Origin of the sequence: Microbacterium memoriense, from assembly GCF_025398275.1 — a bacterium.
Lineage (GTDB): Bacteria > Actinomycetota > Actinomycetes > Actinomycetales > Microbacteriaceae > Microbacterium > Microbacterium memoriense.
Map to the genome: position 1 here is coordinate 1 of NZ_JAODOR010000010.1, position 25340 is coordinate 25340.

Annotated in this window: 25 protein-coding genes, 1 tRNA gene and 1 pseudogene; 4 read left to right on the forward strand and 23 right to left on the reverse strand. The window is 65.7% G+C overall.

The window, feature by feature from the left end; all coding sequences use genetic code 11:
• Positions 1-106: 106 nt before the first annotated feature.
• From N4R40_RS08235 to N4R40_RS08260, 6 genes are all read right to left on the reverse strand, one after another.
• Entirely contained in the window at positions 107-790 is a 684-nt protein-coding gene (locus N4R40_RS08235; RefSeq protein WP_261606894.1) for a hypothetical protein, read from the reverse strand.
• 70 nt (positions 791-860) lie between these two features.
• Positions 861-1106: a hypothetical protein gene (locus N4R40_RS08240; protein ID WP_261606895.1), complete on the reverse strand. Its 246-nt coding sequence runs from the start codon at positions 1104-1106 to the stop codon at positions 861-863.
• A gap of 107 nt (positions 1107-1213) precedes the next feature.
• Positions 1214-1417 carry a hypothetical protein gene (locus tag N4R40_RS08245; protein ID WP_261606896.1) on the reverse strand — a complete coding sequence of 68 codons (204 nt, stop codon included), beginning with the start codon at positions 1415-1417 and terminating at the stop codon, positions 1214-1216.
• Positions 1418-1555: 138 nt separating this feature from the next.
• On the reverse strand, positions 1556-1951 hold the full coding sequence (locus tag N4R40_RS08250; protein ID WP_261606897.1) for a hypothetical protein: 396 nt from the start codon (positions 1949-1951) through the stop codon (positions 1556-1558).
• A 611-nt stretch (positions 1952-2562) separates the two neighbouring features.
• Positions 2563-2859, reverse strand: a complete 297-nt coding sequence (locus N4R40_RS08255) for a HigA family addiction module antitoxin (protein ID WP_261606898.1) — start codon at positions 2857-2859, stop codon at positions 2563-2565.
• Positions 2860-2872: 13 nt separating this feature from the next.
• Entirely contained in the window at positions 2873-3154 is a 282-nt protein-coding gene (locus N4R40_RS08260) for a type II toxin-antitoxin system RelE/ParE family toxin (RefSeq protein ID WP_261606899.1), read from the reverse strand.
• Positions 3155-3720: 566 nt separating this feature from the next.
• On the opposite strand from N4R40_RS08260, the pseudogene N4R40_RS08265 reads away from it, so the two are divergent.
• Positions 3721-4901 (forward strand): annotated as a pseudogene (locus N4R40_RS08265) (IS3 family transposase).
• A gap of 223 nt (positions 4902-5124) precedes the next feature.
• Positions 5125-5355 carry a hypothetical protein gene (locus N4R40_RS08270; protein WP_261606900.1) on the forward strand — a complete coding sequence of 77 codons (231 nt, stop codon included), beginning with the start codon at positions 5125-5127 and terminating at the stop codon, positions 5353-5355.
• 390 nt (positions 5356-5745) lie between these two features.
• Here the strand turns inward: N4R40_RS08270 and N4R40_RS08275 are convergent, their stop codons facing one another.
• The 10 genes from N4R40_RS08275 to N4R40_RS08320 form a co-directional block, all read right to left on the reverse strand.
• Complete coding sequence (locus tag N4R40_RS08275; RefSeq protein ID WP_261606901.1) at positions 5746-6309, reverse strand: HEAT repeat domain-containing protein; 564 nt, start codon at positions 6307-6309, stop codon at positions 5746-5748.
• A 126-nt stretch (positions 6310-6435) separates the two neighbouring features.
• Positions 6436-6861 (reverse strand): hypothetical protein, encoded by a 426-nt coding sequence (locus tag N4R40_RS08280; RefSeq protein ID WP_261606902.1) that lies wholly within the window; start codon positions 6859-6861, stop codon positions 6436-6438.
• Between the two features lie 196 nt (positions 6862-7057).
• Complete coding sequence (locus tag N4R40_RS08285) at positions 7058-7966, reverse strand: carbohydrate kinase family protein (RefSeq protein ID WP_261606903.1); 909 nt, start codon at positions 7964-7966, stop codon at positions 7058-7060.
• A complete protein-coding gene (locus tag N4R40_RS08290; protein ID WP_261606904.1) occupies positions 7959-9347 on the reverse strand; it encodes a glycoside hydrolase family 32 protein in 1389 nt (462 codons plus the stop codon). Before N4R40_RS08290 ends, N4R40_RS08285 begins: the two co-directional genes overlap by 8 nt.
• Positions 9348-9440: 93 nt before the next feature.
• Positions 9441-11054, reverse strand: coding sequence for an ABC transporter substrate-binding protein (locus tag N4R40_RS08295; protein ID WP_261606905.1), 1614 nt, complete (start codon positions 11052-11054; stop codon positions 9441-9443).
• A 37-nt stretch (positions 11055-11091) separates the two neighbouring features.
• Positions 11092-12075, reverse strand: a complete 984-nt coding sequence (locus N4R40_RS08300) for a carbohydrate ABC transporter permease (protein ID WP_261606906.1) — start codon at positions 12073-12075, stop codon at positions 11092-11094.
• A gap of 7 nt (positions 12076-12082) precedes the next feature.
• Entirely contained in the window at positions 12083-13012 is a 930-nt protein-coding gene (locus N4R40_RS08305) for an ABC transporter permease (protein ID WP_261606907.1), read from the reverse strand.
• A gap of 32 nt (positions 13013-13044) precedes the next feature.
• Positions 13045-14085 (reverse strand): LacI family DNA-binding transcriptional regulator, encoded by a 1041-nt coding sequence (locus N4R40_RS08310; protein WP_261606908.1) that lies wholly within the window; start codon positions 14083-14085, stop codon positions 13045-13047.
• Between the two features lie 533 nt (positions 14086-14618).
• Positions 14619-14691, reverse strand: a tRNA-Arg gene (locus tag N4R40_RS08315).
• Positions 14692-14857: 166 nt separating this feature from the next.
• Entirely contained in the window at positions 14858-15505 is a 648-nt protein-coding gene (locus N4R40_RS08320; RefSeq protein WP_261606909.1) for an asparagine synthase, read from the reverse strand.
• 90 nt (positions 15506-15595) lie between these two features.
• Here N4R40_RS08320 and N4R40_RS08325 point away from each other — a divergent pair, with 90 nt between their 5' ends.
• Entirely contained in the window at positions 15596-16432 is an 837-nt protein-coding gene (locus N4R40_RS08325; protein ID WP_261606910.1) for an SDR family NAD(P)-dependent oxidoreductase, read from the forward strand.
• 100 nt (positions 16433-16532) lie between these two features.
• A complete protein-coding gene (locus N4R40_RS08330) occupies positions 16533-16733 on the forward strand; it encodes a hypothetical protein (RefSeq protein WP_261606911.1) in 201 nt (66 codons plus the stop codon).
• A 49-nt stretch (positions 16734-16782) separates the two neighbouring features.
• Here N4R40_RS08330 and N4R40_RS08335 read toward each other — a convergent pair whose 3' ends face one another.
• The 7 genes from N4R40_RS08335 to N4R40_RS08365 form a co-directional block, all read right to left on the reverse strand.
• On the reverse strand, positions 16783-17712 hold the full coding sequence (locus tag N4R40_RS08335) for an aldose 1-epimerase family protein (RefSeq protein ID WP_261606912.1): 930 nt from the start codon (positions 17710-17712) through the stop codon (positions 16783-16785).
• A gap of 5 nt (positions 17713-17717) precedes the next feature.
• Positions 17718-19220, reverse strand: a complete 1503-nt coding sequence (gene araA, locus N4R40_RS08340; RefSeq protein WP_407665855.1) for an L-arabinose isomerase — start codon at positions 19218-19220, stop codon at positions 17718-17720.
• Positions 19221-19319: 99 nt separating this feature from the next.
• Complete coding sequence (locus N4R40_RS08345) at positions 19320-20885, reverse strand: xylulokinase (RefSeq protein ID WP_261606913.1); 1566 nt, start codon at positions 20883-20885, stop codon at positions 19320-19322.
• Positions 20882-21601: an L-ribulose-5-phosphate 4-epimerase gene (locus N4R40_RS08350; RefSeq protein ID WP_261606914.1), complete on the reverse strand. Its 720-nt coding sequence runs from the start codon at positions 21599-21601 to the stop codon at positions 20882-20884. The genes N4R40_RS08345 and N4R40_RS08350 overlap by 4 nt, the downstream gene beginning before the upstream one ends.
• Entirely contained in the window at positions 21598-22650 is a 1053-nt protein-coding gene (locus tag N4R40_RS08355; RefSeq protein ID WP_261606915.1) for an ABC transporter permease, read from the reverse strand. The genes N4R40_RS08350 and N4R40_RS08355 overlap by 4 nt, the downstream gene beginning before the upstream one ends.
• Entirely contained in the window at positions 22647-23732 is a 1086-nt protein-coding gene (locus N4R40_RS08360; RefSeq protein WP_261606916.1) for an ABC transporter permease, read from the reverse strand. The genes N4R40_RS08355 and N4R40_RS08360 overlap by 4 nt, the downstream gene beginning before the upstream one ends.
• Positions 23729-25306: a sugar ABC transporter ATP-binding protein gene (locus N4R40_RS08365; protein ID WP_261606917.1), complete on the reverse strand. Its 1578-nt coding sequence runs from the start codon at positions 25304-25306 to the stop codon at positions 23729-23731. Before N4R40_RS08365 ends, N4R40_RS08360 begins: the two co-directional genes overlap by 4 nt.
• Positions 25307-25340 lie beyond the last annotated feature (34 nt).

Here is a 25340-nt window from a genome sequence, read left to right on the forward strand (position 1 = left end):
ATGCTCCCGAAGGTCGCTAGCCGCCCGAACGCCCGCTAGTCGGTCCTCCTACGCGACAGTCGGCGTCCCGTGATACCGACCCATGTCGACCACTGGGTGGCAGCCCTTAATGGCGCGTGGTGAACTCGAGTCGAATGTAGGCGAGGTCGTCGCGAGGGAGCACTGCTGTGAGGATCCCCCCGGTGGGCAGTTCTGCTCCTACGCAGTAGACGAACGGGTCGGTGTCGATCTCCGCCCCGATGACGTCGGAACCATCGATCCTCACGCTGATGCCGTGGCGAACGGCTCGTTCGGTTACATCGGGCGCCGGCGCATCCCAGAGGTTGCCCTCGAGTCCACGCTGCTGTCGATACCAGTTGGTCAGGATGTAGTTGGTGTGCTGCGCAAGCACGACGGTCAGCGTGGTGTGCTCGTACGACTCGCGGAACCAGGTTGTCTTCACCGCCTCGGCCAGTTGCGGGTACCGCATCTGCTCGACCTGCTCGATGAGCCACTGCGGCCGAGGCCATGGTGGCACCTCCTCGATCGCCGCTCGGGTCTGTTCGTCGAGCTCAGCCAGGTTGAGTGGGTCCGAACGATCGGAGGGGTTGCGCCAGAGGGTGTAGCTGAGACTTGTTGACATCTCGAAGTACCCGGCACCGTCCTGACCGCCGCCAACTCCCGCGTTCGTCTCCTGAAGTGAGGGTTGCGGAGCGAGGCCGACCACCGCAACCGGCATCAGCCTCACCTGATCTGTCTGCTCGACTCGCGGATCCGGCGCGTCCTCAGGAAGAACTTCAGCAAACCTCATCACCCGATTCTGGACGGGCGCCTAGTAATGAGCAACAGACGGTTGCAGATGACCCCCGCCAGTCGGTGGTTCACCGGACGGCAGTGCGCTCCTTGACGAGGAGTGCCAGCACAAACACACCAACCGCGACGAGAGTCACGACCGCCGAGACGGCCATCACGGTTGCGTCGACGGGGAGCATCGCGCATCCCGCCGAGGTGTCCTCGTAGTCGCAACTGCGCCACGGCTGGAAGAAGTAGACGACGGTGACTATCGCCCCAACGAGTGCGACAAGCGCGCTCCCGGTAAGCAACCGCCCGCGCACCTTTTGCTCCATGGTCCGAGACTACGACGAACCATCCCACAGTGCCCGCAACTCGGTCCTGGATGAGGCCGGATCAGGGCTCTTATCGCGCAGTCGGGACCCGGCAGCGGTCAGGCACGCTAGCGCAGGATGCGGATGTCGCCAGTGTTGCACAGAACAATGATCTGATCGCCGATCTGCACGACGTGCCACCCCTCGTCATCAACTCGTTCTAAGACCTCTTCGAGGGACGCATATTTGTTGATGTCGTGGATGCTTCGCCGAACCACGCCGCCCGCGTGGGCCTGCTGAGCGCTGAACATCTGGTCGATCCATGAAGCCATGGGGTCAGGATGCCATGCGGTCCGCGATCGCCGGGTTTGACACGCCCTCGTGTCCGAGGGTGACGGCGCTGCCTCATATACGACGAGCGCTCCCAAGCCGGTCCCCACCCGAACACACCAGCGTCCGCTGCTTTGTACCTATTTTCGGCCGACCCAGACGTTCTCGGAGATCATTTCGCGATCTTCCCCGCCTCGATAGTTGATCTCGGCCTGAACATGAGCGGTGTTGCTGATCGGGACGGACACATAGTCCCCCGGCCCACAATGCGTGCTCTGCCAAACGTCATCGAGAACGAGCGAAAGGCAAAGCGTCTCACTGTCGTCAGATGCGCGCGCGAGATAAACGTCGTACTCATCTGCCATTCCGACGTAACGAAGAGTCGCGACGTCGATCTTGTCGGCGGACCCGTCGACGACAGAATCTGGCCGATCCGCTGCAGTCTGCTCCCGCGCAAACTCGGCCGGAGGCGAGCACGATGTCAACAGCAGTACGGTCGCGACCAGGGTCGATGCCAGCAAGCGTCGTGAACTCATAAGCCGAAATGTACATGGCTACCCGCCGAAGATCACGAGGGTTCCTGCGCTCTCGCGACCCTCCGCGGCCATGTTTCGTAGCCGTGAAAATGAGAATGGCTCGCTCAAAGAGCGAACCAAGGCGTTTCATCCCGTCGACCGCGGTCCAGGACGAAGTTAGCCCGCGCCTGCCCGCGAGCCGGTCGTTCAGCGACCTGGAGACAAGCGGCATCTCGCTCGCCTCTATCGCAGCGGTGAGGTCGGCCGCGACTTCGTCGGCCGCGGCGTTGTCGTGCGTTACCCATACCGCCGTGTAGAGCCTCGCGGATGCAGACCCGCGTTGGCGAATGCGCACGATGGCGCAGGTGCCGCACCGAGGTCTCCGATCACAGCAGGCTGACTTGACACGTCTACCTGGCGGTCCACGGCGCCCGTCCCGGTTTGGAGAAGCACAGCGTCTACGATCGCCGCCGAACAGCGCTCGTCGACGATCGGTGCAGCGTAGCTCGCGATTGAGCAGGTGAGCGCTCCGAACGTCAACACGACTGCTGCGACCCGACGCCATTGCAGGCGGGTCCGTCTCATGAATCGGAACGTACCTTATGCGGCGCAGGCCGGCGTGATTCGGGAGGTCAGGCCGGGATCAGGCGCTCGACGCGTGCGAGGTCCGCGTCATGCTCGTCGTGCTCGAGTTCGATGTCGAAGTCGTTCTGGATGTTGAGCCAGTAGCGCTCCGAGAGCCCGAACGCACGAGAAAGCCGTAGTGCGGTATCGGTGGTGATCCGCCGCTTGCCGCGGATGATCTCGCTGAGCCTGGTCTGCGGCAGGCCGGTCGCCTGCGCGAGGCGGTAGGCCGTGATCCCTAGCGGCTCGAGGAACTCGGTCTGGAGAATCTCACCCGGGGTGATCGGGTCGTGTGCCTTCGTCATCGGTGGTCCCTCCTCAGTGGTAGTCGACGATCTGGACGTCGGCCGGGCCGGCCGACGTCCAGACGAAGCAGATGCGGTACTGGTCGTTGATACGAATCGAGTGCTGTCCGTCGCGGTCGCCAGCCAGCTTCTCGAGCCGGTTGCCCGGCGGGATGCGCAGGTCGTTGATTGTCTCGGCGGCGTTGAGTAGGCGGAGCTTCTTCTGTGCCGCGCGTTGCAGTTCCTGCCCGAATTGCCGGACATGCTCGCGCGCCCAGACTTTGCGCGTCGCCTCGTCCGCGAGAGACTGGATCACTCCACCATGATAACGCGAGCCGATAGTATCGGCAAGCGTCAGTGGGTGAACGGGCGCGCGGTGACGGGTCCCCTCGTCGCGGCGGGGTCCCTGTCGGCGACGCTCCTGCAAGAGCCTGGCCATCGTCTCGAATACCCCGCCCGGGCGAGTGCGCGATCGCGGGAGGACCAACGGGCGCCGATCACGACGCTCCAGTGCACACATAGGTGCACACATCCCGGTGCACACATCCGCTCTGATCGGACTTTGGTAGACAGCCGGTCGCGACGAAAGGCCGCGGATTCACGCGGAAGTCACTCGACATCGCCGCGGACAGCGAATCAGACGCTGACCAGGCCGAATCAGACGGCGACAGCACCTTGGAAAACACGAAAACCCGCGGGTTTTCGTTTGCACTGTCTCAACACAGTGTGCGCCCGAAGGGACTCGAACCCCTAACCTTCTGATCCGTAGACCGAACGGTAGACGCGGGGATCCCCGTCGTTCTGCGGGTTCAGGGGCGTGAGGAACGAACTGGTGACAACTGATCGTTAGTGCCGGGAGGTGCTAGCGGGAAGGATGTCATCATGCCCGGTCCCGATCCCCAAGAGTTCCGCGAGGACGTCGTCGCGGTTGCAAGACGCCGTGAGAGCGGCGTCACCATCAAGCAGGTCGCCACTGACTTCGGTGTCAGCGAAGCGACGTTGCAGAACTGGCTCCGTCAAGCCGATGTCGAGGAGGGCAACCGACCCGGTGAGACCGCCGCGGATGCTGCCGAGGCACGCGAGCTGAAGAAGCGGATCCGTTTGCTCGAGCAGGAAAACGAAGTGCTCCGAAAGGCGGCGGCGTATCTGTCCCAGGCGAATCTGAAACTCGGTGGCTCCCCAAAATGACGTACCCGCTCGTATCTGAGCTCGCCGACGCGGGAATTCCCGTGACGGTGTCGTGCCGGGTTCTCAAGCTCGCAAGACAGCCCTACTACCGGTGGCGCAACGCTCCAGTCCGAGACGCGGACCTCCTCCGCGCGCACCGCATCAACGCATTGCGTGATGCCCACGATGACGACCCCACATTCGGATACCGATACCTGGCAGATGAGGCGCGGCGGGCCGGCTGGCGGATGAGCCGGCGCACGGCGTGGAAGCTGTGCTCGCAGGCGGGGATCCTCTCGTCCGCGCAACGCCGCCGGCGGGGAAAGGGTAAGAAGGCCGGCCCGCCGGTGTTCGATGACCATGTCAAACGACAATTCCGTGCCGACGCCCCGAACCGGGTTCGGCTCACGGATATCACGGAGCATTGGACGAGCGAAGGCAAGCTCTACTGTTGCGCGATCAAAGACGTTCACTCGAACCGGATCGTCGGGTACTCGATCTCGGGTCGGATGACCGCGAAGCTCGCCGTCGACGCGCTCCGCAACGCCGTCACCCGCCGCGGTGACGTCGCCGGATGCATCCTGCACGCCGATCGGGGCAGCCAGTTCCGTAGCCGCGCGATGGCCCGCGAGCTGCGCCGTCACGACATGGTCGGATCGATGGGTCGCGTCGGCGCGGCCGGAGACAACGCGGCTATGGAGAGCTTCTGGTCTCTCGTCCAAACGAACGTGCTCAACCAGCAGCGATGGGAGACCCGGCAGGAGCTGCGACTCGCGATCGTGGCCTGGATCGAGCGGAAGTATCACCGGCAGCGAGCCCAGGACGCCCTCGGCGGCTTGACGCCGATCGAGTTCGAAGCGAAGCTAACCGAACAGCCGCTCACCCTCGCGGCCTAAACCACACCTGTCACCGATTCGTTCCTCACGCCCTTGCAATCGCAGGTCCCGTCGGCGGTGCGGTCGGTGCGGGCATCTGCGCCGTCGCTGGTGTCGGTCTGGTGCTCAATGCGTCGAATGCTTACAACGCCGGCCGCTGCCTTGAATGGTGGATCCAGTTCGTCCCCCTCGGATTCGGAGTAGCCTTCCAGTGGTACGGGACCTACGCCGGAGGCTACTGCAGATGACGAACACGGTGAACGTGCGGCAACCACTCGCTGATTGGCGCTGGTGGGCAGGGTTCGCCGCTCTTGTGGTCGTCGCGTTCCTCGGCGGCTGGGGATTGTTCCGGCTGGGCTTCGACTCGGGCGCCGCCGGGCTGATCGCCTCAGCGCCCCTGCTTGTGTTCGCGATGCTCACGATTGTGTGGCGCCGACGAGCGTTGAGCTCAGTCCCGCGCCGACGCAGCAGCTGAACGAACGGATCGCATGCCCCGTCCTTGAGCGGCGACGCTCAGGGACGGGGCATCTACCGTCAACTGCTTGCGACTACGGGACACGCATCAGTCCGCGGCGTCGTCGACCAGTTGAGCATCGCTGCACCGCAGGTGCAGCCATGTAGCGCATGCGAACCCCGGCGAAAATGTGCCGGCAGCAGCGGTGTGCCGGTCCCGACGTAGATGGTGACCCCTTGAAGCAGCTCCCCGGTCGATGCCTCATCCCTAAACGAGCATCACGCGTAAGCGGGTGTTAGCGCTCGTCGCGGATCCTTGAACGGATGCACCTGGCCGTGTGGTGCTGGCGGGCCCCGGCGCGTCCGGGAGAGGTCGCGAAGGATGTTCGGAGACCCCACCGGCCAGGCGAAATCACAGGAGCGCGGCTAGTCGCTTCTTGCCGACGTTCTGTTGGACGACCCAGGCAATGTCGGCATCGGTGGTGTCAAGAGCACGGAAGGCTCGGAGTCCTTCAGCGGGCGAGGCGGCCACCGCGATGCTCCAGCAATAGCCCAGCGCTTGGCGCAGAGCGCGTGCACCCGACGCTCGACGCTGCTGGGGAACAAGCTCGGCGTAGTGCGCGGTGACACGACCACACACCCTGAGCGCTGCAGCCGCAGTCGCTTCCGAGTGGAGCAGCCGGGGCTCGCAGATGGAGGCGACCGCAGCGCGCTGCACGAGTGGCCCCTCGTCGTTTGCCCACGCCCGCGTGATCTCAATGATCGCGTCGGGGCTGACGCTTCCTAACACTTGGACGCCTAGCGCGACTCCTTCTCTTACCCGCCATCGGGCATCCGCGGCGAGACGGCGGGCGCGTGCCTCGCAGGTCGGATCTTCGCCCCGTCGGGCGAGGATGGCGGCGGCGCACATCGCGGTGTATTCGCCGCCATCTGCGATGAGCAGATCGACAATCTGCAGGCTCGCGTAACCGGCCACGGCAACAACGAGAGGGAGATTTGCGCGGGGTCCGGGGAGGCCCGAGTTCCGCACGAGAAAGGGAACCCAATCTCTCTCACCCAGGCTCTCGAACCCCACGGACCACGCGTCGGCGTCCACTGTGTGTCATAGCCGATCTCGAGCAAGGAGAGGCGAGGGCCACGCGCCGAGCGCGAGCACCCCCACAACAACCTGCGCCAGCCCTGAAGCAAAGAACACCCCGTGTAAAGGGGACCAGACGAGCATCATCGCGATCTCTGCAAAAATCCACGTCATCATGACCAGCCCGGCAGCAACGCTCATCCCGGGGGCAAGTCGAAAGTGCCCGTGCAACGCGAAAAGCGCCAGCGCCTGGGTCCCCCCGACGACGACCCCCAGGAGTAAGCCCGGCCAAAGGAAACTGTCGAACGGAGTACCGTTCAGCCACTGTGCTGGGATCCCCATCCCCTCGAAGGCGACCAGACCCACCGCCCCGACCATCGCCGAGAGGAGGTTGAACCACGCCGAGACATTCAGAAAGAAGCGGAGCAATCGGTGCCCGGAACCGCGCATGAAACCGACCGTACGCCTCCCTATAGCAGGAACGCTCCCCCACGACCGTAAGTAATCGACATCACCGCCGGGCCCACGGCAAACCACCGTGAATTGTCCGGATAGCAACCCGTTGCGCCGCGTGTGTCACAGATTTGATCACGAGCCCGCGCCGCGTGGATGACGCTCGCTCGCGGAGTCGGGCGCCGCGATGCGCTCATGTCGGAGGAGCGAGCTCCCGAGCCCACGGCAAGTCCGCGCCCGCACGGGACACCGTGATCGCGGCCGAGGCGACGGCATCCTCACCCATCTGCCGCAGCATGGTGGCATCGAGGGTCGCGCTGCCGTGGATCAGAACCGAGTGGATGAGCGCCGCCATGAAGGTGTCACCGGCGCCGATCGTGTCGATCGTCCGGACGCGCACCGGCGGCACCTCGATCCGATGGTGCGGTGTGGCGAGGATCGCGCCATCGGCGCCGCGCGTGACGGCGACCATGCGCACACCGAGGGCCAGAACGTGATCGAGTACGTGGTCGGGAGTGAGGTCCGGGTACAACCATCCGGCATCTTCGTCGCTCATCTTCACGACCGTCGCGAGCTTTGCGGTCGTCTCGAACGCGGATACCGCGTCCGACCGCGACCCGAGCAAAGCGGGGCGGATGTTGGGGTCGAAGGTCACTTCGGCCGCCTCCGCAGAACGCAGAAGGTCGCGCACTGATTCTGCGCCCGGAGCGAGGAACGCGGCGACCGACCCGGTGTGCACGAGGGTCGGGGCCAGCCTGTCGATGGGCGCCAACCGACCCCAGGCGACGTCGAAGTCGTAGGCGGCCTGCCCGTCCGCTCCGATGCGCGCCACCGCGGTAGACGTCACCTCCGCACGGAAGGAATCGGCGAGGACGTGGACGCCGGACGCCTGCAAGTGCTCTCGGATCGCACGCCCGCGGTCATCGTCGGCCAGCTGTGTCAGGAGGCCGATGGACACTCCTCGGCGACCGAGCCCGAGTGCGACGTTTGCAGGGCTCCCGCCCGGGTGCTCGGTGCGGATGCCCGCTGTCTCGACGATGTCGACGAGGGCCTCACCGACGACGAGCACATCTACAGCGCCCGGAGAGCGCCCGTCACGCACGGCCCACCCGCGCCTCGCCCTCGACGCGCAGCTGCGTGAACGGCTCTGAGGGGAATACCTGCTCGGTGAGGGTCACCCGCCCGCCGTCGACGTAGATCTCGACGATCGTGGCGTCGACGACAACGAAGAGCTCGACCTCGGTGGTGTCAGCGCCGGGCAGCGGCGCGCGGTCGATCGACGGGAATGTCGGGTGGAAGTCCGTCGCCCCGCTTCGGGTCCGATCGCTGGTGATGCTGCGGTGATCGCCGTCGACGGTGATCGCGAGGTGCTCCTCCCCGCCGGCAGACAGGACGAGTGTCTGCCGATCGCCGGGAGCGCACGGTACGGTCACCGTGAACGAGGTGAGTGCCGAGGAATCTTGCGGGAGCACGGGACGCTGGTGGATGCGCGGGATGCCCTCCTCATCCGGGACGAGAGTGACCTCGCGTGCGAGCGACATCGCCGACCGCCACGGATGGGTGGGCGTCTCGTTCGCGTAGTCCCAGTTGCTCGCCCAGCCGATCATCAGCCGTCGTCCATCCGGCACATCGTTGAACGAGACGGCGGCGTAGTAGTCGCGACCGTAGTCCAGCCAGTCGTAGGTCGTCGGGTCGTCGGATTCGATGAGACGGTCTGCGGTGAAGGTGGTGCCGTCGAAGTCTCCGACGAAGTACTGGGTCCCCGACCCTCCGGCGATTCCGCCGGGGTTCATGCTGACGATGAGCACCCAGCGAGTGTCTTTGGTGCCCGCCACGGAGAGAGGGAAGAGGTCGGGGCATTCCCACACACCGTCGGTGGCGTGCGCAGGCCCGAAGTGCGATGCGCGGGTCCAGCTGATGAGATCGGGCGAGGTATAGATGACCACTCGACGCGCGACCGCTTCGACGGCGACCATCACCCAGTGTCCGTCGTCCGAGCCGTGCCAGAAGACCTTCGGGTCGCGGAACTCGCTCGAGCCGATATCCAGCACAGGATTGCCCTCGTAGCGGTTCCAGGTCTGACCCTCGTCGAGGCTGTAAGCCAGCGACTGGGATTGCGACGCGGGCTCATCATCGCGGGGCGGACGGGCACTGGTGTACACGGCGACGAACGCCGTCTGCCCGGGTCCGGCGAATCCTGCGGTGTTACGCACATCGACGACCGCACTCCCCGAGAAGGCCATCTCGTCCGCAGTGAACGGGATGGCGATGTCGTGTTCGGTCCACGCCACCAGATCGGTCGAGGTGGCGTGCCCCCAGGAGATGTTTCCCCAGGTGCTGCCGTGAGGATTGGTTTGGTAGAAGAGGTGGTACGTGCCCTCGTAGTAAAGGAGCCCGTTCGGGTCGTTCAGCCAGGTGTCGCGCGTGGTGAAGTGCGCGACGGGTCGATGGGAGACGGCGGTCGTCGGGGACGTAGTGATCACAAGTGTTCCTGGAGTCGGTGGTGGACGGTGACGTGCGGGTCGGCTCGCACGGACGATGGGGGCGGGCGCCGAGCGCCCGCCCCCATCGAGGCGTTACTCGCCGCCCTGCTGGAATCGGTCGTAGGCCTGCTGATAGGTGGCCACGACGTCGTCGATGCCCAGGCCCTGAAGCTGCGTCACGTACGAATCCCACTCGGCGTCGATATTGCCGTTGACGATCCAGGACGCGAACTTCTCTTTGACCAGCGTGTTGATGTCGGTGTTGGCGAAGGACACCTGGTCGAGTTCCTCGTTGGAGAGCATCACCGGCGGGTAGGCGTCGTTGGCCTGGAAGGGCGCATAGAACTCCGCTACGAGGTCCTGTCGTTCCTTGGCGCGCGGTTCGGGAGCGACCACGGTTTCGAAGTCTGCGGCGGTCGTGATCTTCGGTCCGCCCGGGGCGACGCGCTGACGGCGCTCCCCCTCGGATTCCCCGCCCGTCGCGGGGATCTGCACCAGGATGCCGTCGGCGTTCTCCTCGAGCGTGACGCCGATGGGGCCCCAGTTCGACTGCGCGGACATCACCGGGTCGAAGAGCCGGTCAGCCCACCGCATGGTCGCGACGGGATACTCGTTGGCCCGCGTGATCGCCATCGCGCCGCGGCTGATCTCCTGGTTGTTCGCGACGCTCGCGAGCCGCTCGCCGTCGGTTCCCTCGAGGATTCCGACCAGGGCGTAGTCGCCGACGCGGTCTTCACCCACCATCTCCTTGCCCTCCCACCAGATGAAGGAACCGAGGATCGGAGTGTCGGACTTCCCCTTGGCGAGGTAGGCGACGTCGTCCTGCGAGAACGACTCCGGATCGATCAGGCCGTCCGCGTACCACTCACCGAGCGCAGAGACGCCCGCCTTGTACCCGTCGGTGTTCGCGGTGAACTCGACCTTGTCGTCTCTCACGATGCGGTGATCGTTGTTCTCCGGCTGTCCACCGAGGGCGGCGATCAGGTCGTGCGGGTTGGCCGCGAACGAATCGGTACGGAACGACAGCGGGATCTCGTCCGCCGCGCCGTTGCCGTTCGGGTCTTGCGTCTTGAACGCCTCCAAGGCGTCGTGGTACTCGTCGATCGTCGTCGGCATCGGCAGACCGACGGCATCGAGCCACGCCGTGTTGATGAAGATGAAGTTGGGGTAGGGCAGAATTCCCAGCTCTTCCACGGAGGGCAGCGTGTAGATGTGGCCGTCGGAGGCGGTGATGGCCGCGCGGATGTCGGGGCGCTCCTCGAGAATCGCGGTCAACGTCGGCGCATACTCTTCGACCAGATCCTCGAGCGGAAGGAGGGTGCCGTTGGTACCGTTCTGCACCACCTCGGCATCCGAGAGCCCCGAGTTGAACAGCACATCCGGCAGATCCCCGCTGGCGAGCATGAGGTTCTTCTTCTCCGCGTAGACCTGATCGGGAAGGTTCTGCCACTCGATGGCGATATTGGTGTCTGCTTCCCACTGCTGCACGAGTTCCATCTCGGAGTAGTCGGGAGCAAGCGGCGCCTTGGAACCTCCGAAGGTCAGCGTCAGTGTCTCGTCGACGATCGGCAGTCCTTCTTCGTTGAAGCCGTAGTCCGCGGACTTGTCCTCGATGTCGGTTGCGCCCCCACCGGCGGAACAGCCGGCGAGGAGAAGTGCTCCGGTGAGCGTTGCAGTGGTGGCGATGACGAAACGGCGGTGTCTCATGATGTGACTTTCTTGTTGTGGTGGTGGTGGGAACGGGTCAGCTTTTGACGGCGCCGAGGAGCGCGCCCTTGGTGAAGTGCTTCTGCATGAACGGAAGGACGATGATCAGCGGGATCGTGGAGACGACGATCATTCCGTACTTGATCAGTTCGCCCAGCCGTTGCGCCGCGGCGTAGGAGTCGAGTGCTCCCGCGCCACCGGCGGCCGTGACCTCCGACTGGATCAGCACGTTCCGCAGCACGAGCTGGAGGGGATACATGGTCTCGTCGTTGAGGAAGATGAGCGCGTCGAAGAAGGCGTTCCAGTTCGCGACCAGGTGGATCATGATCATCAGGAAGATCAGTGGCTTCGACAGTGGCAGGACGATCTGGAAGAAGAACCGGAAGTCGTTCGCGCCGTCCAACTGCGCGGCCTCCCGCAACTCTTCCGGAACGTTGTTCTCAAAGAACGCGCGGGCGATGATCAGGTTCCAGACGCCGATCGCGCCGGGAAGGACGATCGCCCAGATCGTGTTCAGCATCCCCAGGTCACGGACGACGAGGTAGCGGGCGATCAGGCCACCGTCGATGAACATCGTGATTACGAACAGCAGCATGAAGAATGTGCGGCCGTAGAGGTCCTTCCGCGACAACGCATACGCCGCGCAGAGGATCGCCGCGACGCTGATCGCTGTGCCGACCACGGTGTACAGCACGGAGTTCCCGAACCCGCGGATGATCGTTTCATCGGCGAAGATCCGCGCGTATCCCTCGAGCGTGAAACCCTGCGGCCACAGCCAGACATTGCCGTTGAGGATCTCGGAGGGTTCGCTGACCGAGGCGATGACGATGAAGTACAGCGGATAGAGGATGGCGACGATCGCCACCAGCAGCATCCCGATCGCGAAGAAGTTGAAGACGGGATCGGCGGCGCGGTCGCGCCAGCTCCCCCGCTTCGTGCGGGGCGGGATGGGACGGGATGCCGGGGCATCGGCAGAGGGTGTCGCTTCGGCCGCGGGCGGCGCGGGAATCATCTGAGTCATGGCGTCATCACCAAAGTGTCGATTGTCCGGCCCGCTTGGCGACCCAGTTGAAGGTCAGCAGCAGGACGAGGTTGATCAGGGAATTGAACAGGCCGATAGCGGCCGAATAGCTGAACTGCGCTTGCTGGAGGCCGACCTTGTAGACGTAGGTCTGAATGACCTCCGACGTCGGAAGGTTCAGATCGGTCTGCATGAGCAGCACCTTCTCGAACCCGAGGTTGAACAGGTTTCCGATCGCCAGGATGAAGAGGATCGTGATGACCGGCATGATGCCCGGGATGTCGATGTGCCGGATGCGCTGCAGCTTGCTCGCCCCGTCGACGCGAGCCGCCTCATGGAGGGCGGGGTCGATCGCCGTCAACGCGGCCAGATACACGATCATCGAGAACCCGGCGGTCTGCCAAATGTCCGAGCCGATGTAGAGGGGGCGGAACCATTCCGGTGAACCCATGAAGAAGACGGGATCTCCGCCGAAGGCGACGATCGCGTTGTTGACGATGCCAGAGCGCGGCGAGAAGAGCAGGAAGATCATCCCGACCACGACCACGACGGAGATGAATGACGGTGAGTACAGCACGGTCTGTGTGAATTTCTTGAAGCGTTCGCTCTGCAGCTGGTTCACCACGAGGGCCAGGATGATCGGCACCGGGAAGGCGATCAACAGCCCGAGCGCGTTCACCGTGAGGGTGTTCGCGATGAGACGTTCGAACTGGAACGAGTTGACGAAGCGAACGAAGTTGTCGAGCCCCACCCACGGGCTGCCCGCGAAGCCCAGGGCCGGGTTGTAGTCACGGAACGCGATCTGCGCACCGTACATCGGCCAGTACTTGAAGATGACGACGTAGATGACCGCAGGGGCTAGTAATACGTATAACTGCCACGAGTGGATCGCCCGGCGGACGTGCGAACGGAACCCGCGTCGTCGGCGGGGCGGCACTGACCGCGTAGGTCGGAGTGATGTTTCAGCGCTCATACATGCACCTTTGCATTCGCGACCGACCCGCGGGGGATCAGCCGACATTCGATGGGATAGGCCGTGGCGGCACGTTCGTCGCCAGCGAGGAGCAGCTCCACCGCCGTGCGGGCCATCTGCTCATAGGGGAGTTCGATGGTCGTGAGGCCGGGATCAAGATAGGGCGCCAGCATCTCGTGGTTGTCGAAACCGACGATCGAGCAGTCTTCCGGGACGCGAAGTCCCATCGATTCCAATGCGCGATAGGAGCCCCACGCCGTGCGGTCGTTACCGCAGAAGATGGCGGTCGGTCGGTCAGCGCCGGACAGGAGCTCCCGCGTGATCGCGAGGCCGTCCTCGACGATGCCGGTCCCGTAGCGCACGAGGGCGGGATTCTCGGCGATGCCGGCTTCGGCGAGCGCGCGCCGGTAGCCGGCCATCCGGCCGATCCCCGCGGGAAGGTCGCTGATCACGGGCTGGATGTTGATCATGGCGATGCGCGTATGGCCGGCGTCGATGAGCTGCCGCGTTGCGACGTAGCCACCCAACTCCTCGTCAGGGAACACGCTCGCCACCTTTCCCACGCGATCCTGCGCATTGACGACGACGCTGGGAATCGACTCGAGCCCCGCGGGAACGTCGAGCACGCGGTGGTACATGGAGGCATAGACGACGCCCTTCACGCGGTACGACAGCATCATGTCGATGGCTGCCGCCTCGAGCTCCGGATCGTTGAACGTGTCCACGCTCAGGATCACGTTCCCGGTCTCCCAGGCGAGCATCTGCGCACCCTTGAGGAGCTGACCGGCGAACGGTGAGCTCGCCACCTCGTCCGAGATGAACCCGATCATTCCGGACTCGCCGCTGCGGAGTGACTTAGCGAACGCGTTGGTGCGGTACCCGAGCTCCTGAACGGCATCCATCACCCGGTCACGCGTGGCGTCGGTGACCCGACTTCCACCCACGTTATTGAGGACGAGCGAAACCGTCGCCTGAGATACCCCGGCCCGATCGGCAACCTGCCACATCGTGACTTCCGTGCGAGCGCTGCGCGCCATTCCGCTCACCTCCTCGTGAGTTGGTTATTCGTATGACTGGACTGTAGACCCGCGCCGAGCCGTATGTCAATAGGGAAAGACAGGCCGGCCTCTTCGGAGTTGGGGACGCCCCCCGATCCCTTCTCTTCTCGGGATCCGGCGTGTGGGTCGCGCCTCGTCCCCTTGACGCCTGAAATCGTCGAGGCATTGCGAACCCAGCTGAGCACCGATCTCGGTTGGAACCCGTACGGTCTGCTGTGGCACCGTGCGGACGGCACACCCCTGACGAACGGCGAGATAAACCAACTTCCAGGAGGCCCTGCGTCGCGCTGGGATTGAGCGCCCCGCAACCGTCCCCTGGCTCCGGCTATCTGCGACGCCCACTTCCAATCATCGCCATTGTGCGATGAGGATGGCGGGGCAGATCTAATGCACACATACGGGTGATGTCGTGTGATGCACTGTGGTGTTCGCCTGATGGGCAATGTGGCCCAGAAAACACGAAAACCCGCGGGATTCCGCGGGTTTTCGATCGTTACTGTCTCAACACAGTGTGCGCCCGAAGGGACTCGAACCCCTAACCTTCTGATCCGTAGTCAGATGCTCTATCCATTGAGCTACGGGCGCTCAGCCAACTCTCGAAGGCCAGCGACCAGCTTACATGAGCGTCTGCATTCCTCCCAATCGAGGGCGCGGACAGGGTGATCTCGGTACACGACCGCTTCGCGGTCGCACTCGATCAGCGAGGGTCGTACCGCTCCGCGGGCGCACTCGATCAGCGGGCCGTGAGGATCTATTCGAGCTCGTCCAGGCCGCGAGGGTCGGCGGTGCGACCGGCGACCGGGCCGGGTTCGATGCCTTCCGCGCGGAGCTCTTGCTGCTTGACCACACTCCGGCGGTGCGCGCGGAGCTTCGGCAGATCGACGAGACGGAGAGCCTGCATCCTCGCCATCCGCATACGGTCGTAGTCGGGTTCTAGATCGGGGCGCGCCGCTTCGATCCGCAGGGCGCTGTCGATGTTCTTCGATACCTCCGACCAGGCGGCCTCCCGCGCGTCTGAGATGAGCTTGCGGAGTTCCGTCTCGTCGTCGGCACGCGCGCGCAACTCCGCGGCGACGTGCAACGACTGCTTCTGCCGACGACGAAGGTTGCGGACATCCCGCGATCGGTAATCGTGTGTGCCGCCGGATTCGGTGTGGCGACTGCGTGCGGCCTTGCGCTCGGCTTCGGCGCGGGCCGCGTCGTCCTCCGCCTCGGCTGCGAGCGTCAGAAGAGCCTCGCGCGCGTCGGGAACAAAGCGTTCCGGGTCGAAGTCCTCACCCTGGGCAAGAATGTGCACGAGGATGCTGTTCTTCAGGCTCAACCGCGTGGCTGCCGAGGCGATGTACAGCCCCTCCGCGACCACATCACGGGTTCGCACCCGTTTGCGCTTGTCGGCCATGTCATCCTCCGTTCTCGATCCTAGGCAACGACGTGGGCCAGAATCGACGTCGAGGGCCTGAACAATTCAGGCGAACGGGAAAGAGTCGCGATGCGATCACTCGACGCCACCGGCGCGACCAGCGTCATCACGGGAGCCGCGAGCGGAATGGGTGCGCAGATTGCCCGGCAGCTCGCCGCGCGTGGCGCGCGGATCGCGTTGATCGACCGAAACGCGGATGGTCTAGCCGCCGTCGCGGCAGGCCTGCCCGGCACGGGGCACACGATCCATACGGTCGACCTCACCGACGACGCTGCCGTCGTGGCCATCGCGTCCGAGATCGCGGCATCCCACCGGCACGTGCAGACCCTCATCACGTGCGCCGGGTCGTCGATGCTCGGCAACCTCGACCAGCTCACGATGGAAGAGATGCGCTGGCTCATGGACATCAACCTCTGGGGCACCGTCAACATCACCCAGGCACTGCTCCCGGCCCTCCGCCGCTCCCCCACAGCACACATCACGCATCTCGTTTCGGTGTATGGGCTGGCCGCGCCGGCGGGCCGCATCCCGTATGCGATGAGCAAATACGCCGTGCGCGGGTTCACCGAAGCGCTCCGCCACGAGCTCGCGGGTTCGTCTGTCACGGTCGGAGCCATCTACCCGGCCGGGGTGAAGACCGGCATCATCCTGCACGGACGGTACGCCGCGTCGATCGATCCGGCGATCGCGCAACGGGCCGCTGCCGCGCAGGCGAAGATGTACCACACCGACCCTGCGGATGCCGCGGCCACGATCGTCGACGCCACTCTGAAGCGGCGCACACGGACGATGGTGGGCCGCGAAGCGCGCCTCGTCGACGTGTTGACGCGCGTGAGCCCACGCCACTACTGGCAGATCATGCGCCGGCCTCTGCGCGAGGCGATCGACACCACCACACCGCTCTGATCGCCGCAGTCGGCTACCACGCGTCCGAGACCCGATCAACCCCCGGACGCGCAGCGACCGGCGGATCTAGATTCGAACCAGTTCGAGAGAGGAGCGGGACATGGGATTCATCGACGACGCAAAAGAAGTCGCGGAGACGGCCGGACGCAAGGTCAAGGAGACCTTCGAAGACGCGACCGACCGCATCGGCGACAAAGTCGACGAAGCCAAGGCCGACGCCAACGTGAAGAAGGCCGAAGCGGAGCGCGACTCGGTCGCCAAGCGCAATGAGATCAAGGAAGACCTCCGCGGAGACAAGTGACGCGGAGACGGCGAACGGCCCCGGAGTCATCTCCGGGGCCGTCTCTCGTTCAGACCGCTGAGATCCGCCAGGATGCCGTGGACTGCGCGCCGGGCGCGAGGATCTGAAGCCCCGTGTCGTAGTCATAGTTGTCGGCGTTGAAGGCGTCGGGAGCGCACGTCATGGGCTCGACCGCGAGGCCCGTGCGATGCACGGGGTTCGCCGACCCACCCGGCTGGTCGCAGGTGTACACCTGCACCCAGGAGCACACGGCATCCCACGTCATCTCGACGCCGGTCCCCGTCGGGTCGGTCACGCGGGCCACATGGGCACCGATCCCCGTAAACGCGTGGTCTACGGCGGCATCACCGAGCACGCGGGGCGCGCGCCAGTCGAACCGGGTAGAACCCGCGACGTCGACGAGCGCGACCGGCCGGAGCGTGTCGGGAGTGACGTCGAGGACCTGGCCCGCGTCGAGCGCGAACGTCCAGGTGTCGAGCGCACTCGGCCCGGCGACGAGATACGGATGCGGCCCCGTCCCGAACGGCGCAGACTCCCCCGATTCGTTCGTGGCGACGACGGTTTGGGTCAGACCGTCCGCGGCCAGCGTGAACGTCGTCTCGACGCGGACGCGCCACGGGTATCCGGCCTGCGGGACGATGGTCGCCGCGAGGGTGACGCGGTCGTCACTCGCGGTGACGACAGCGAAATCCAACCAGGACGCGAGGCCGTGGAGCGCGTTCGGCCGCCCGTCATCGGCGATCGGGAGCCCGTACGTGTCGCCGGCGAAATCGTACGTGCCCGCGGCGACACGGTTGGGCCACGGCGCGAGGGTCGCTCCCCGGAAGCTCGGACGCACCGTGTCTGCGTCGAACGACAGGGTGAGCTCACGTCCCGCGTGCGTCAGCCGGCGCAGGGTCGCGCCGATGCTGGCGATGGTCGCCTCGTACTCCCCCGACCGGAGAGTGTGCTGCGTGCCGGAAAGGGGGATGGAGGTCATGAGCGTCAAAGTCCCTGCGCGAGTCGGTAGTAGGCCTGGTTCCAACGGATCTCCCGCTGGAAGTCACGGACCGTCGTGGACTCGTCGATGACGAGCAACTCGGTTGCGGCGATTTCCGCGAAGTCGCGGAACACCTCGATGCCGACGGCGGTCGTCATCACCGTATGGTGTGCAGCGCCCGCCGTGAGCCAGCACGCCGCGCTCGTCGCGAAATCGGGTGCCGGCTTCCAGATCGCGCGTCCCACCGGGAGCTGCGGGAGATCCGGGGCTTCGACGTTCTCGACGACGTTCGCGACCAGCCGGAAGCGATCGCGCAGGTCGCTCATCGCCACGACGAGGGCCGGGCCAGGGTCGGCGGTGAAGACGAGCCGCACCGGGTCGTCCTTGCCGCCGATACCGAGCGGGTGGACCTCGAGGCGTGCTTTCGTGGAGCTGAGCGTCGGGGCGACTTCGAGCATGTGCGCACCGAGGATCTTCTCGTCGCCTTCCACCAGGTCGTAGGTGTAGTCCTCCATGAGGCTCGCGCCGCCCGGGAGGCCGGCGCCCATGACGTTGGCGACACGCACGAGGATCGCCGTCTTCCAGTCCCCCTCGGCGCCGAAGCCATAGCCGTCGGCCATGAGGCGCTGGACGGCGAGACCCGGGAGCTGCGTCAGCTTGCCGAGATCTTCGAACGACGTCGTGAACGCGCCGAAGTCGCCCGCTTCGAGGAACGAGCGCAGCCCGATCTCGATCGCCGCGCCGTCGCGCAGCGACTGGTGACGTTCCGCGCCGGGGTGGAGTTCCTCGGCGACGTCATATTCGTCGAGGTAGACCTGGACGAGTGCGTCGATGTCCGTGTCGGATGCCGCCGCGACCGCCGCCGCGAGCTCGTTCACGCTCCACGTGTTCACCTGCACGCCGAAGCGCAGCTCCGCCTCGGTTTTGTCCCCCTCGGTCACGGCGACGTAGCGCATGTTGTCGCCGAAGCGGGCGAGCTTGAGCGTGCGCACCGCCTGCCACCCGGCGGCGGCACGCTGCCAGTCCTCGATCTGCCGGCGGACGGCAGGATTGGAGACATGGCCGACGACTGTCTTGCGTGCGACGCCCAGGCGGGTCTGGATGTAGCCGAACTCGCGATCGCCGTGCGCGGCCTGATTGAGGTTCATGAAGTCGAAGTCGATGTCGGCCCAGGGCAGCTCGACGTTGGCCTGCGTGTGCAGGTGCAGCAGGGGCTTGCGGAGCGCATCCAGCCCTGAAATCCACATCTTGGCCGGGCTGAAGGTGTGCATCCACGCCACGACACCGATGACGGAGTCGTCGGCGTTCGCGTCGAGCGCGAGCCGGCGGATGGAATCGGCATCCTTGAGCACCGGCTTCCACTCGACCTTCACGGGCAAACCCGCGAGCCCGGCGACGACCTGCTGCGATTGCTCCGCGACCTGGCGGAGGGTCTCTTCGCCGTAGAGGTTCTGGCTGCCGGTGACGAACCAGACGGTGTACTCATCGAGCGTGGTGGTGAGGGTCATGATGTTCCTTCGGGGGTGAGTATGTCCCACTTGTGGCTGACTTTGGGGCCCAAAAGCGACCACAAGTGGGACATGGTCTGCCGGAAGTGGGACAAGGGGTCAGAGGGCGGCGACGGCGGCGCGTTCGATGGCGAGGCCGGCGGAGTATCGATCGAGGTAAGCGGAGAAACCGGCGACGTCGGCCGGGTCGGGGTGGGCTGTCCGGACGTCGGCGCCGGCGAAGACGCGCTCGGCGAGGAAGGTGTCGAGGTCGGTATCCGCGTTGAGGAACGCGGCGAGCACCGCGATTCCCCACGCACCGCCCTCGGCGGCGGCATCGCCGACCGCGACCGGAGCGTCGAGCGCGCCGGCCAGGAAGCGCTGCGCGACGCCGGCCGTGCGGAAGATGCCGCCGTGGGCATACATCCGGTCGACCGTGACACCTTCGGCGGCGAGCGTGCGCATACCGAGTGCGAGCGTCGCGAAGACGCCGTAGACCTGAGCCCGCATGACGTTGGCCAGGGTGAAGTCGCTGTCGGGCGTGCGGACGAACAGCGGTCGCCCTTCGGTGGTGCCGGCGATCGGCTCGCCGGCGAGGTGGTTGTACGCGAGGAGGCCCCCGGCATCCGCCGCACCTTCCAGCGCCTCGGTCAGGAGCGTCTCGAAGACCGCATCGGCGGACAGCGGCGCGCCGGTTGCGGCGGCGAACCGACCGAAAAGCCCGGCCCACGCGGCGAGTTCGCTCGCGCCGTTGTTGCAGTGCACCATCGCGACCGGCTCACCGCTCGGCGTCGTGACGAGGTCGATCTCCGCGTGTGCGCCGGCAAGCGGGGCATCGAGGACCACCATCGCGAAGATGCTCGTCCCGGCGCTCACATTGCCGGTACGCGGGGCGACCGACGCGGTGGCCACCATCCCGGTTCCGGCATCTCCCTCGGGCGGGCAGAGCGGGATGCCGGCTTCCAGGGCGCCGGTCGGATCGAGAAGCGCGGCGCCTTCGAGTGTCAAGGAACCGGCATCCTGCCCGGCGTCCAGCACCTCGGGGAGCACGGTGCGAAGCGGGCGACCGGAGAGGGTCGCGTAGCGCTCGAGAAGCGCGGCGTCGAAGTCGCCGGTCGCCGAATCGATCGGGAACACGCCGGAGGCGTCGCCGACACCGAGGACGAAGCGACCGGTGAGACGTTCGTGGACGTAGCCGGCGAGCGTCGTCAGGCGATGGACGCGGGCGACATGCTCTTCTCGATCGAGTTCCGCCTGACGAAGGTGGGCGATCGACCAGCGCAGCGGGATGTTGACGCCGAACAACTCGCTGAGCTCCTCGGCAGCCGGTCCGGTCGAGGTGTTGCGCCACGTGCGGAACGGGACGAGCAGCTCGCCGGCAGCATCGAACGCGAGGTAGCCGTGCATCATCGCTGACACGCCGATCGCGGACAGTGTCGTGGGTCGCACGCCGTGACGTCGCTCGGCATCGGCGAGGAGTTCGGCGTAGGCGTCTTGCAGACCGGTCCACACCGCGTCGAGCGGATACGTCCAGCGGCCGCCCTCGAGCCGGTTCTCCCACTCGTGGGATCCGACCGCGAGCACCGTCGCCGGGTCATCCGCGTCGATGAGGCACGCCTTGATGCGCGTCGAGCCGAACTCGACACCGAGGGCCGCGCGACCGGCCGTGATCTGAGCGGCGCTCACGACTGCTCCTCCCGCCGGGCATCGCTGCTCTGGCCGTAGACGTTCTGATAGCGGTTGTAGAGGGCATCGATGCGGTCCTGCGGGATCGGAATGAGCGGCCCCGCTTCGCGCGCGATGTGGACCGTACGCGCCGCGTCTTCGCACATGACGGCGGCTTTGACAGCATCCTTCGCCGAGACGCCGATCGTGAACGGCCCGTGGTTCTGCATCAGCACGGCACGGCTGCGATGACCACGGAGAGTCTCGACGATGCCCCGCCCGATCGAGTCGTCGCCGATGATCGCGAAGGGGCCGATCGGGATCGGTCCGCCGAACTCATCGGCCATTCCGGTGATGACGCACGGGATCTCCTCCCCCCGCGCGGCCCACGCGACGGCATACGTCGAGTGCGTGTGCACGACACCCCCGACGTCGGGCATGTTCCGGTAGACGTATGCATGCGCCGCCGTGTCACTCGACGGGCTCCGGTCGCTCCCGGGTGTCCCGGCGATGACGGTGCCGTCGAGGTCGCACAGGATCATGTTGTCCGCGGCGAGGTCGTCGTAGGAGACGCCGGATGGCTTGATGACGAAGAGGTCGGCGCCCGGGACGCGCCCCGAGACATTGCCGCCGGTCCACACGACCAGTCCGTAGCGGACGAGCTCGTGGTGGAGAGCCGCAACGTCGGCCCGAACGGTGTCGATGGCTGCCTGCAGCTCCGGGCTGATCGAGGTCATGTCTGCTTCCTTCTCGTCAACGCACGCTGCAAGAGCACGAAGACCAGCAGCACGGCGCCGGTGATGATCGTCAGATACTCCGGATTGATCGTCCCATCCTTCGTGATGATGAGCCGGAGTGCCGCGAGCACGAACACGCCGATGATCGACCCCCAGACGTATCCCACGCCGCCGGTCAGGAGCGTGCCGCCGATCACGACCGCCGCGATCGCGTCGAGCTCCCATCCGATCCCCGTGACGTTCTGGGCTTTTCCGCCGACCTCGGCGGTGTAGACGACCCCGGCGAGGCCGGCGAGCGCGCCGGAGATGATGTAGATCCAGACGCGCGTGCGCGCGACCGGCAATCCCATCAGACGAGCGGATGCTTCGGATCCTCCGATCGCGTACACCGTCCGGCCCATGCGGGTTCGGTGCAGGAAGAAGACCGCGGCCACGATCACCAGAACAGCGATGAGCAGTCCCGGGGTGATCGTGAAGTCATTGACCTTGGGGCCGTCGATGATCTTCCAGTCGGTGGCCAGCAGCAGAATCGGTGAATTCTCCGGAGCCATGACGGGCGTGGTGGAGAGGATCGAGGCGAGCCCTCGCGCGAGGAACATCATGGCCAGGGTCGCGATGAACGGTTGCACCGCGAAGACTTGAATCATGACGCCGGCGATCAGGCCGAAGGTGGCACCGGCCGCGATCATCAGCACGATCGACAGCCATCCGTTGACGCCCGTGTTCATCGCCATGACGCCGGCGACCGAACTGACGGCCACCACGGCGCCGACAGACAGGTCGATACCGCCGGAGACGATGACGATGGTCATCCCGACCGCCAGGATCATGGTCGGCGCGAAGCTGACCAAGAGGCTCGACATCGTGCCGGAGTGGAACACCCGGCCGTACGCGACCTCGGCGTAGATGAGCATCGCGAACAGCAGCAGGAGCGCGGTGAGTGTCGGCAGCAGCGTCTGGCTGCGCTCCCAGAGACTCGATAGCCTCGCCGTGCGTGTCTCCGGCGCGGGGCCTGCGGAGATGGGGGCGAGGGTGTGAGACGCGCTCATGCGACGCTCTCCTTGATGACGGGGCTGTCTACGCCGGCAGCCGGACGCGCCGGCCCCGCGGGGACGCGGGGAGCTCCGCCACCGCGGAAGACGAACGCGCGCACGCGTTCCGACTGCAACAGCACGAGGGCGATGATCACGAGCGCCTTGAAGGCGGGGGTCGCCGCCGCGGGAACGCCGAGGAACAGGACGGTCTTGTTCAACGTGGCGATCAGGAGGGCGCCGACCGTGGAGCCGAAGATCGAGAACTTCCCGCCGGCGAGGGAGGTCCCTCCGATCACGACCGCCAGAATGGCGTCGAGTTCCATCAGATTGCCGGTGCCGGACACACTCACCGTCATGACTTCCGAGACGCTGAAGAGCCCGCCCACGGCGGCGAGCGCTGCCGCGAGCACGTACACGGAAATCAAGATCGGGCGGGGACGGATGCCAGCGAGGCGGCTGGCCTGCGGATTGATGCCGATGGACTCGATCATGAGACCCAGCGCCGTGCGCCGCATGAGCAGGGCGACGAGGATCACCAGGACGATGGCGATCACGAAACTCGTCGGGAGACCGAGGATCTGCCCGTTCGCCAGTTGCCGGAAGGGCTCATTCGTCGCGCTGGTGTTCTGCCCCCCGGTGATCACGCGGGCGATGCCGCGTGCGGCGAGCATCATGACGAGTGTCGAGATGAACGGTTGCAGTCCGACGACGGCCACGAGCACACCATTGACCATGCCGAGAATGACCGCGAGGAGTACGGCCAGCCCGATCGCCGCCAGCATCGCTCCCACGGAGTTCGGATCGTCGATCGTGGACAGGGTCTGCATCGCGACGGCGCCGCCGACCGCCATCATCGATCCGACGGAGAGGTCGATGCCTTCTGTCGCGATGACGAATGTCATGCCGAGGGCGATCATGATGATCGGCGCGGACACGCGCACAATGTCGAGCAGGTTGCCGGTGAGAAGCCCCGTGTTCGGGTTCACTCCGATCGCGAGATAGGTCGGGTCCTTGACCGTGTTGATGATCAACAGCAGGACGATTCCGACGATTCCCCAGAACCAGGGAGTGCGAAGCAGCGCTCTCATGCGGCTCATGACGCGTTCCCTTCTTCGTGCGTCGCCTCGGTCGCGAGCACCTGCGCCTGCTCTTCGGACTCTGCGGCGATGATCGAGACGATACTTTCGGCCGTCAGGTCGGGTCCGTTGACGACCTCGCCGACGCGCTGGTGATCTTTCATGATGACGATGCGTTCGGAGAGCCGGACGACTTCTTCCAACTCGGAAGAAATGAAGACGACGCTCATGCCGCCCTCCGCCAACTCCGCGACAGTTTCTTGGATGTCGGCCTTCGCGCCGACATCGATGCCGCGCGTCGGCTCATCGAGCAGCAACACGTCGGGCTCGGTGGCCAGCCACCGCCCGAGCAGCACTTTCTGCTGGTTACCCCCGGAGAGCAGGCGGATCGGACGGTCGGGATCGTTCGGGCGCACGCTGAAGCGCTCCATGTATTTGGTGACCAAGCGATCGACATCGCGTGCGGGGACGCGACGCATCCACCCGCGCCGCGCCTGCACGGCCAGCATGATGTTCTCGCGCACGCTCAGGTCGCCCACGATGCCGTCATCTCGACGATTCTCCGTTGAGTACGCGATGCCGTGGGCAAGGCCGGCGACCGGCGAGTTCAGGGCGACCTTCTGGCCCCGCACCCGCACGGTCCCGCTGTCTGCCTTGTCGGCGCCGGCGATGAGCCGGGCAAGCTCGGTGCGGCCCGCGCCGAGAAGACCGGCGAATCCGACGACCTCGCCGGCGTGCAGTTCCAGGTCGGTGGGTTGCAGAGAGCCCTTGCGGCCCAGGCCCTCCGCGACGAGGAGTGGCGTTCCGGTGCGGTCGTGTACCGCCGTCTGCCGGTGAGAACCGAGGGCGCGCAGGGAGGCGAAGTCTTTGCCGATCATCTTCGAGATCAACGCGGCCCGGTCGAGTTCTTCTGTCCGGTACTCGCCGACGAACTGGCCGTTGCGGAGGACCGTGATCCGGTCACTGATCGCGTAGACCTGATCGAGGAAGTGCGAAACGAACAGGATCGCGACGCCGCTGTCGCGGAGGCGTCGGATGACGCCGAAGAGGACTTCCACCTCATTCGCGTCGAGGCTCGAGGTCGGCTCATCGAGAATGAGGACGCGGGAGTCGGTGACCATGGCGCGGCTGATGGCCACGAGTTGCTGGATCGCGATCGACAAGGACGACAGCGGCGCCCGCGGATCGAGATCGCCGAGCCCCATCCGACGGAGCACGTCGCGCGCGTCGGCGTGGGTCTTGCGCCAATCGATGCCGGCGAAGCCGCGCGCCTCGTGGCCGAGCATGACGTTCTCGCCGATCGAGAGGTTGGCGCACAGGTTCACTTCTTGGTACACGGTCGAAATTCCGGCTGCTTGCGCCGAGGCCGTCCCGACGAAGTGCTGGGCCTCACCGCCGACGAGGATCTCGCCCGAATCGAGCTGATACACGCCGGTGAGCGCCTTGATGAGCGTGGACTTGCCCGCCCCGTTCTCACCCATCAGGGTGTGGACCTCACCGGGAAGAAGGCGGAAGCTGACATCGTCGAGCGCCTTCACCCCGGGAAAAGTGATGGATGCGTGGCGGACTTCGACGATCGCGGGAGATTCGGTCATCACTGACGGCCTTCCTTGTCGCTGTGGGGGGGGT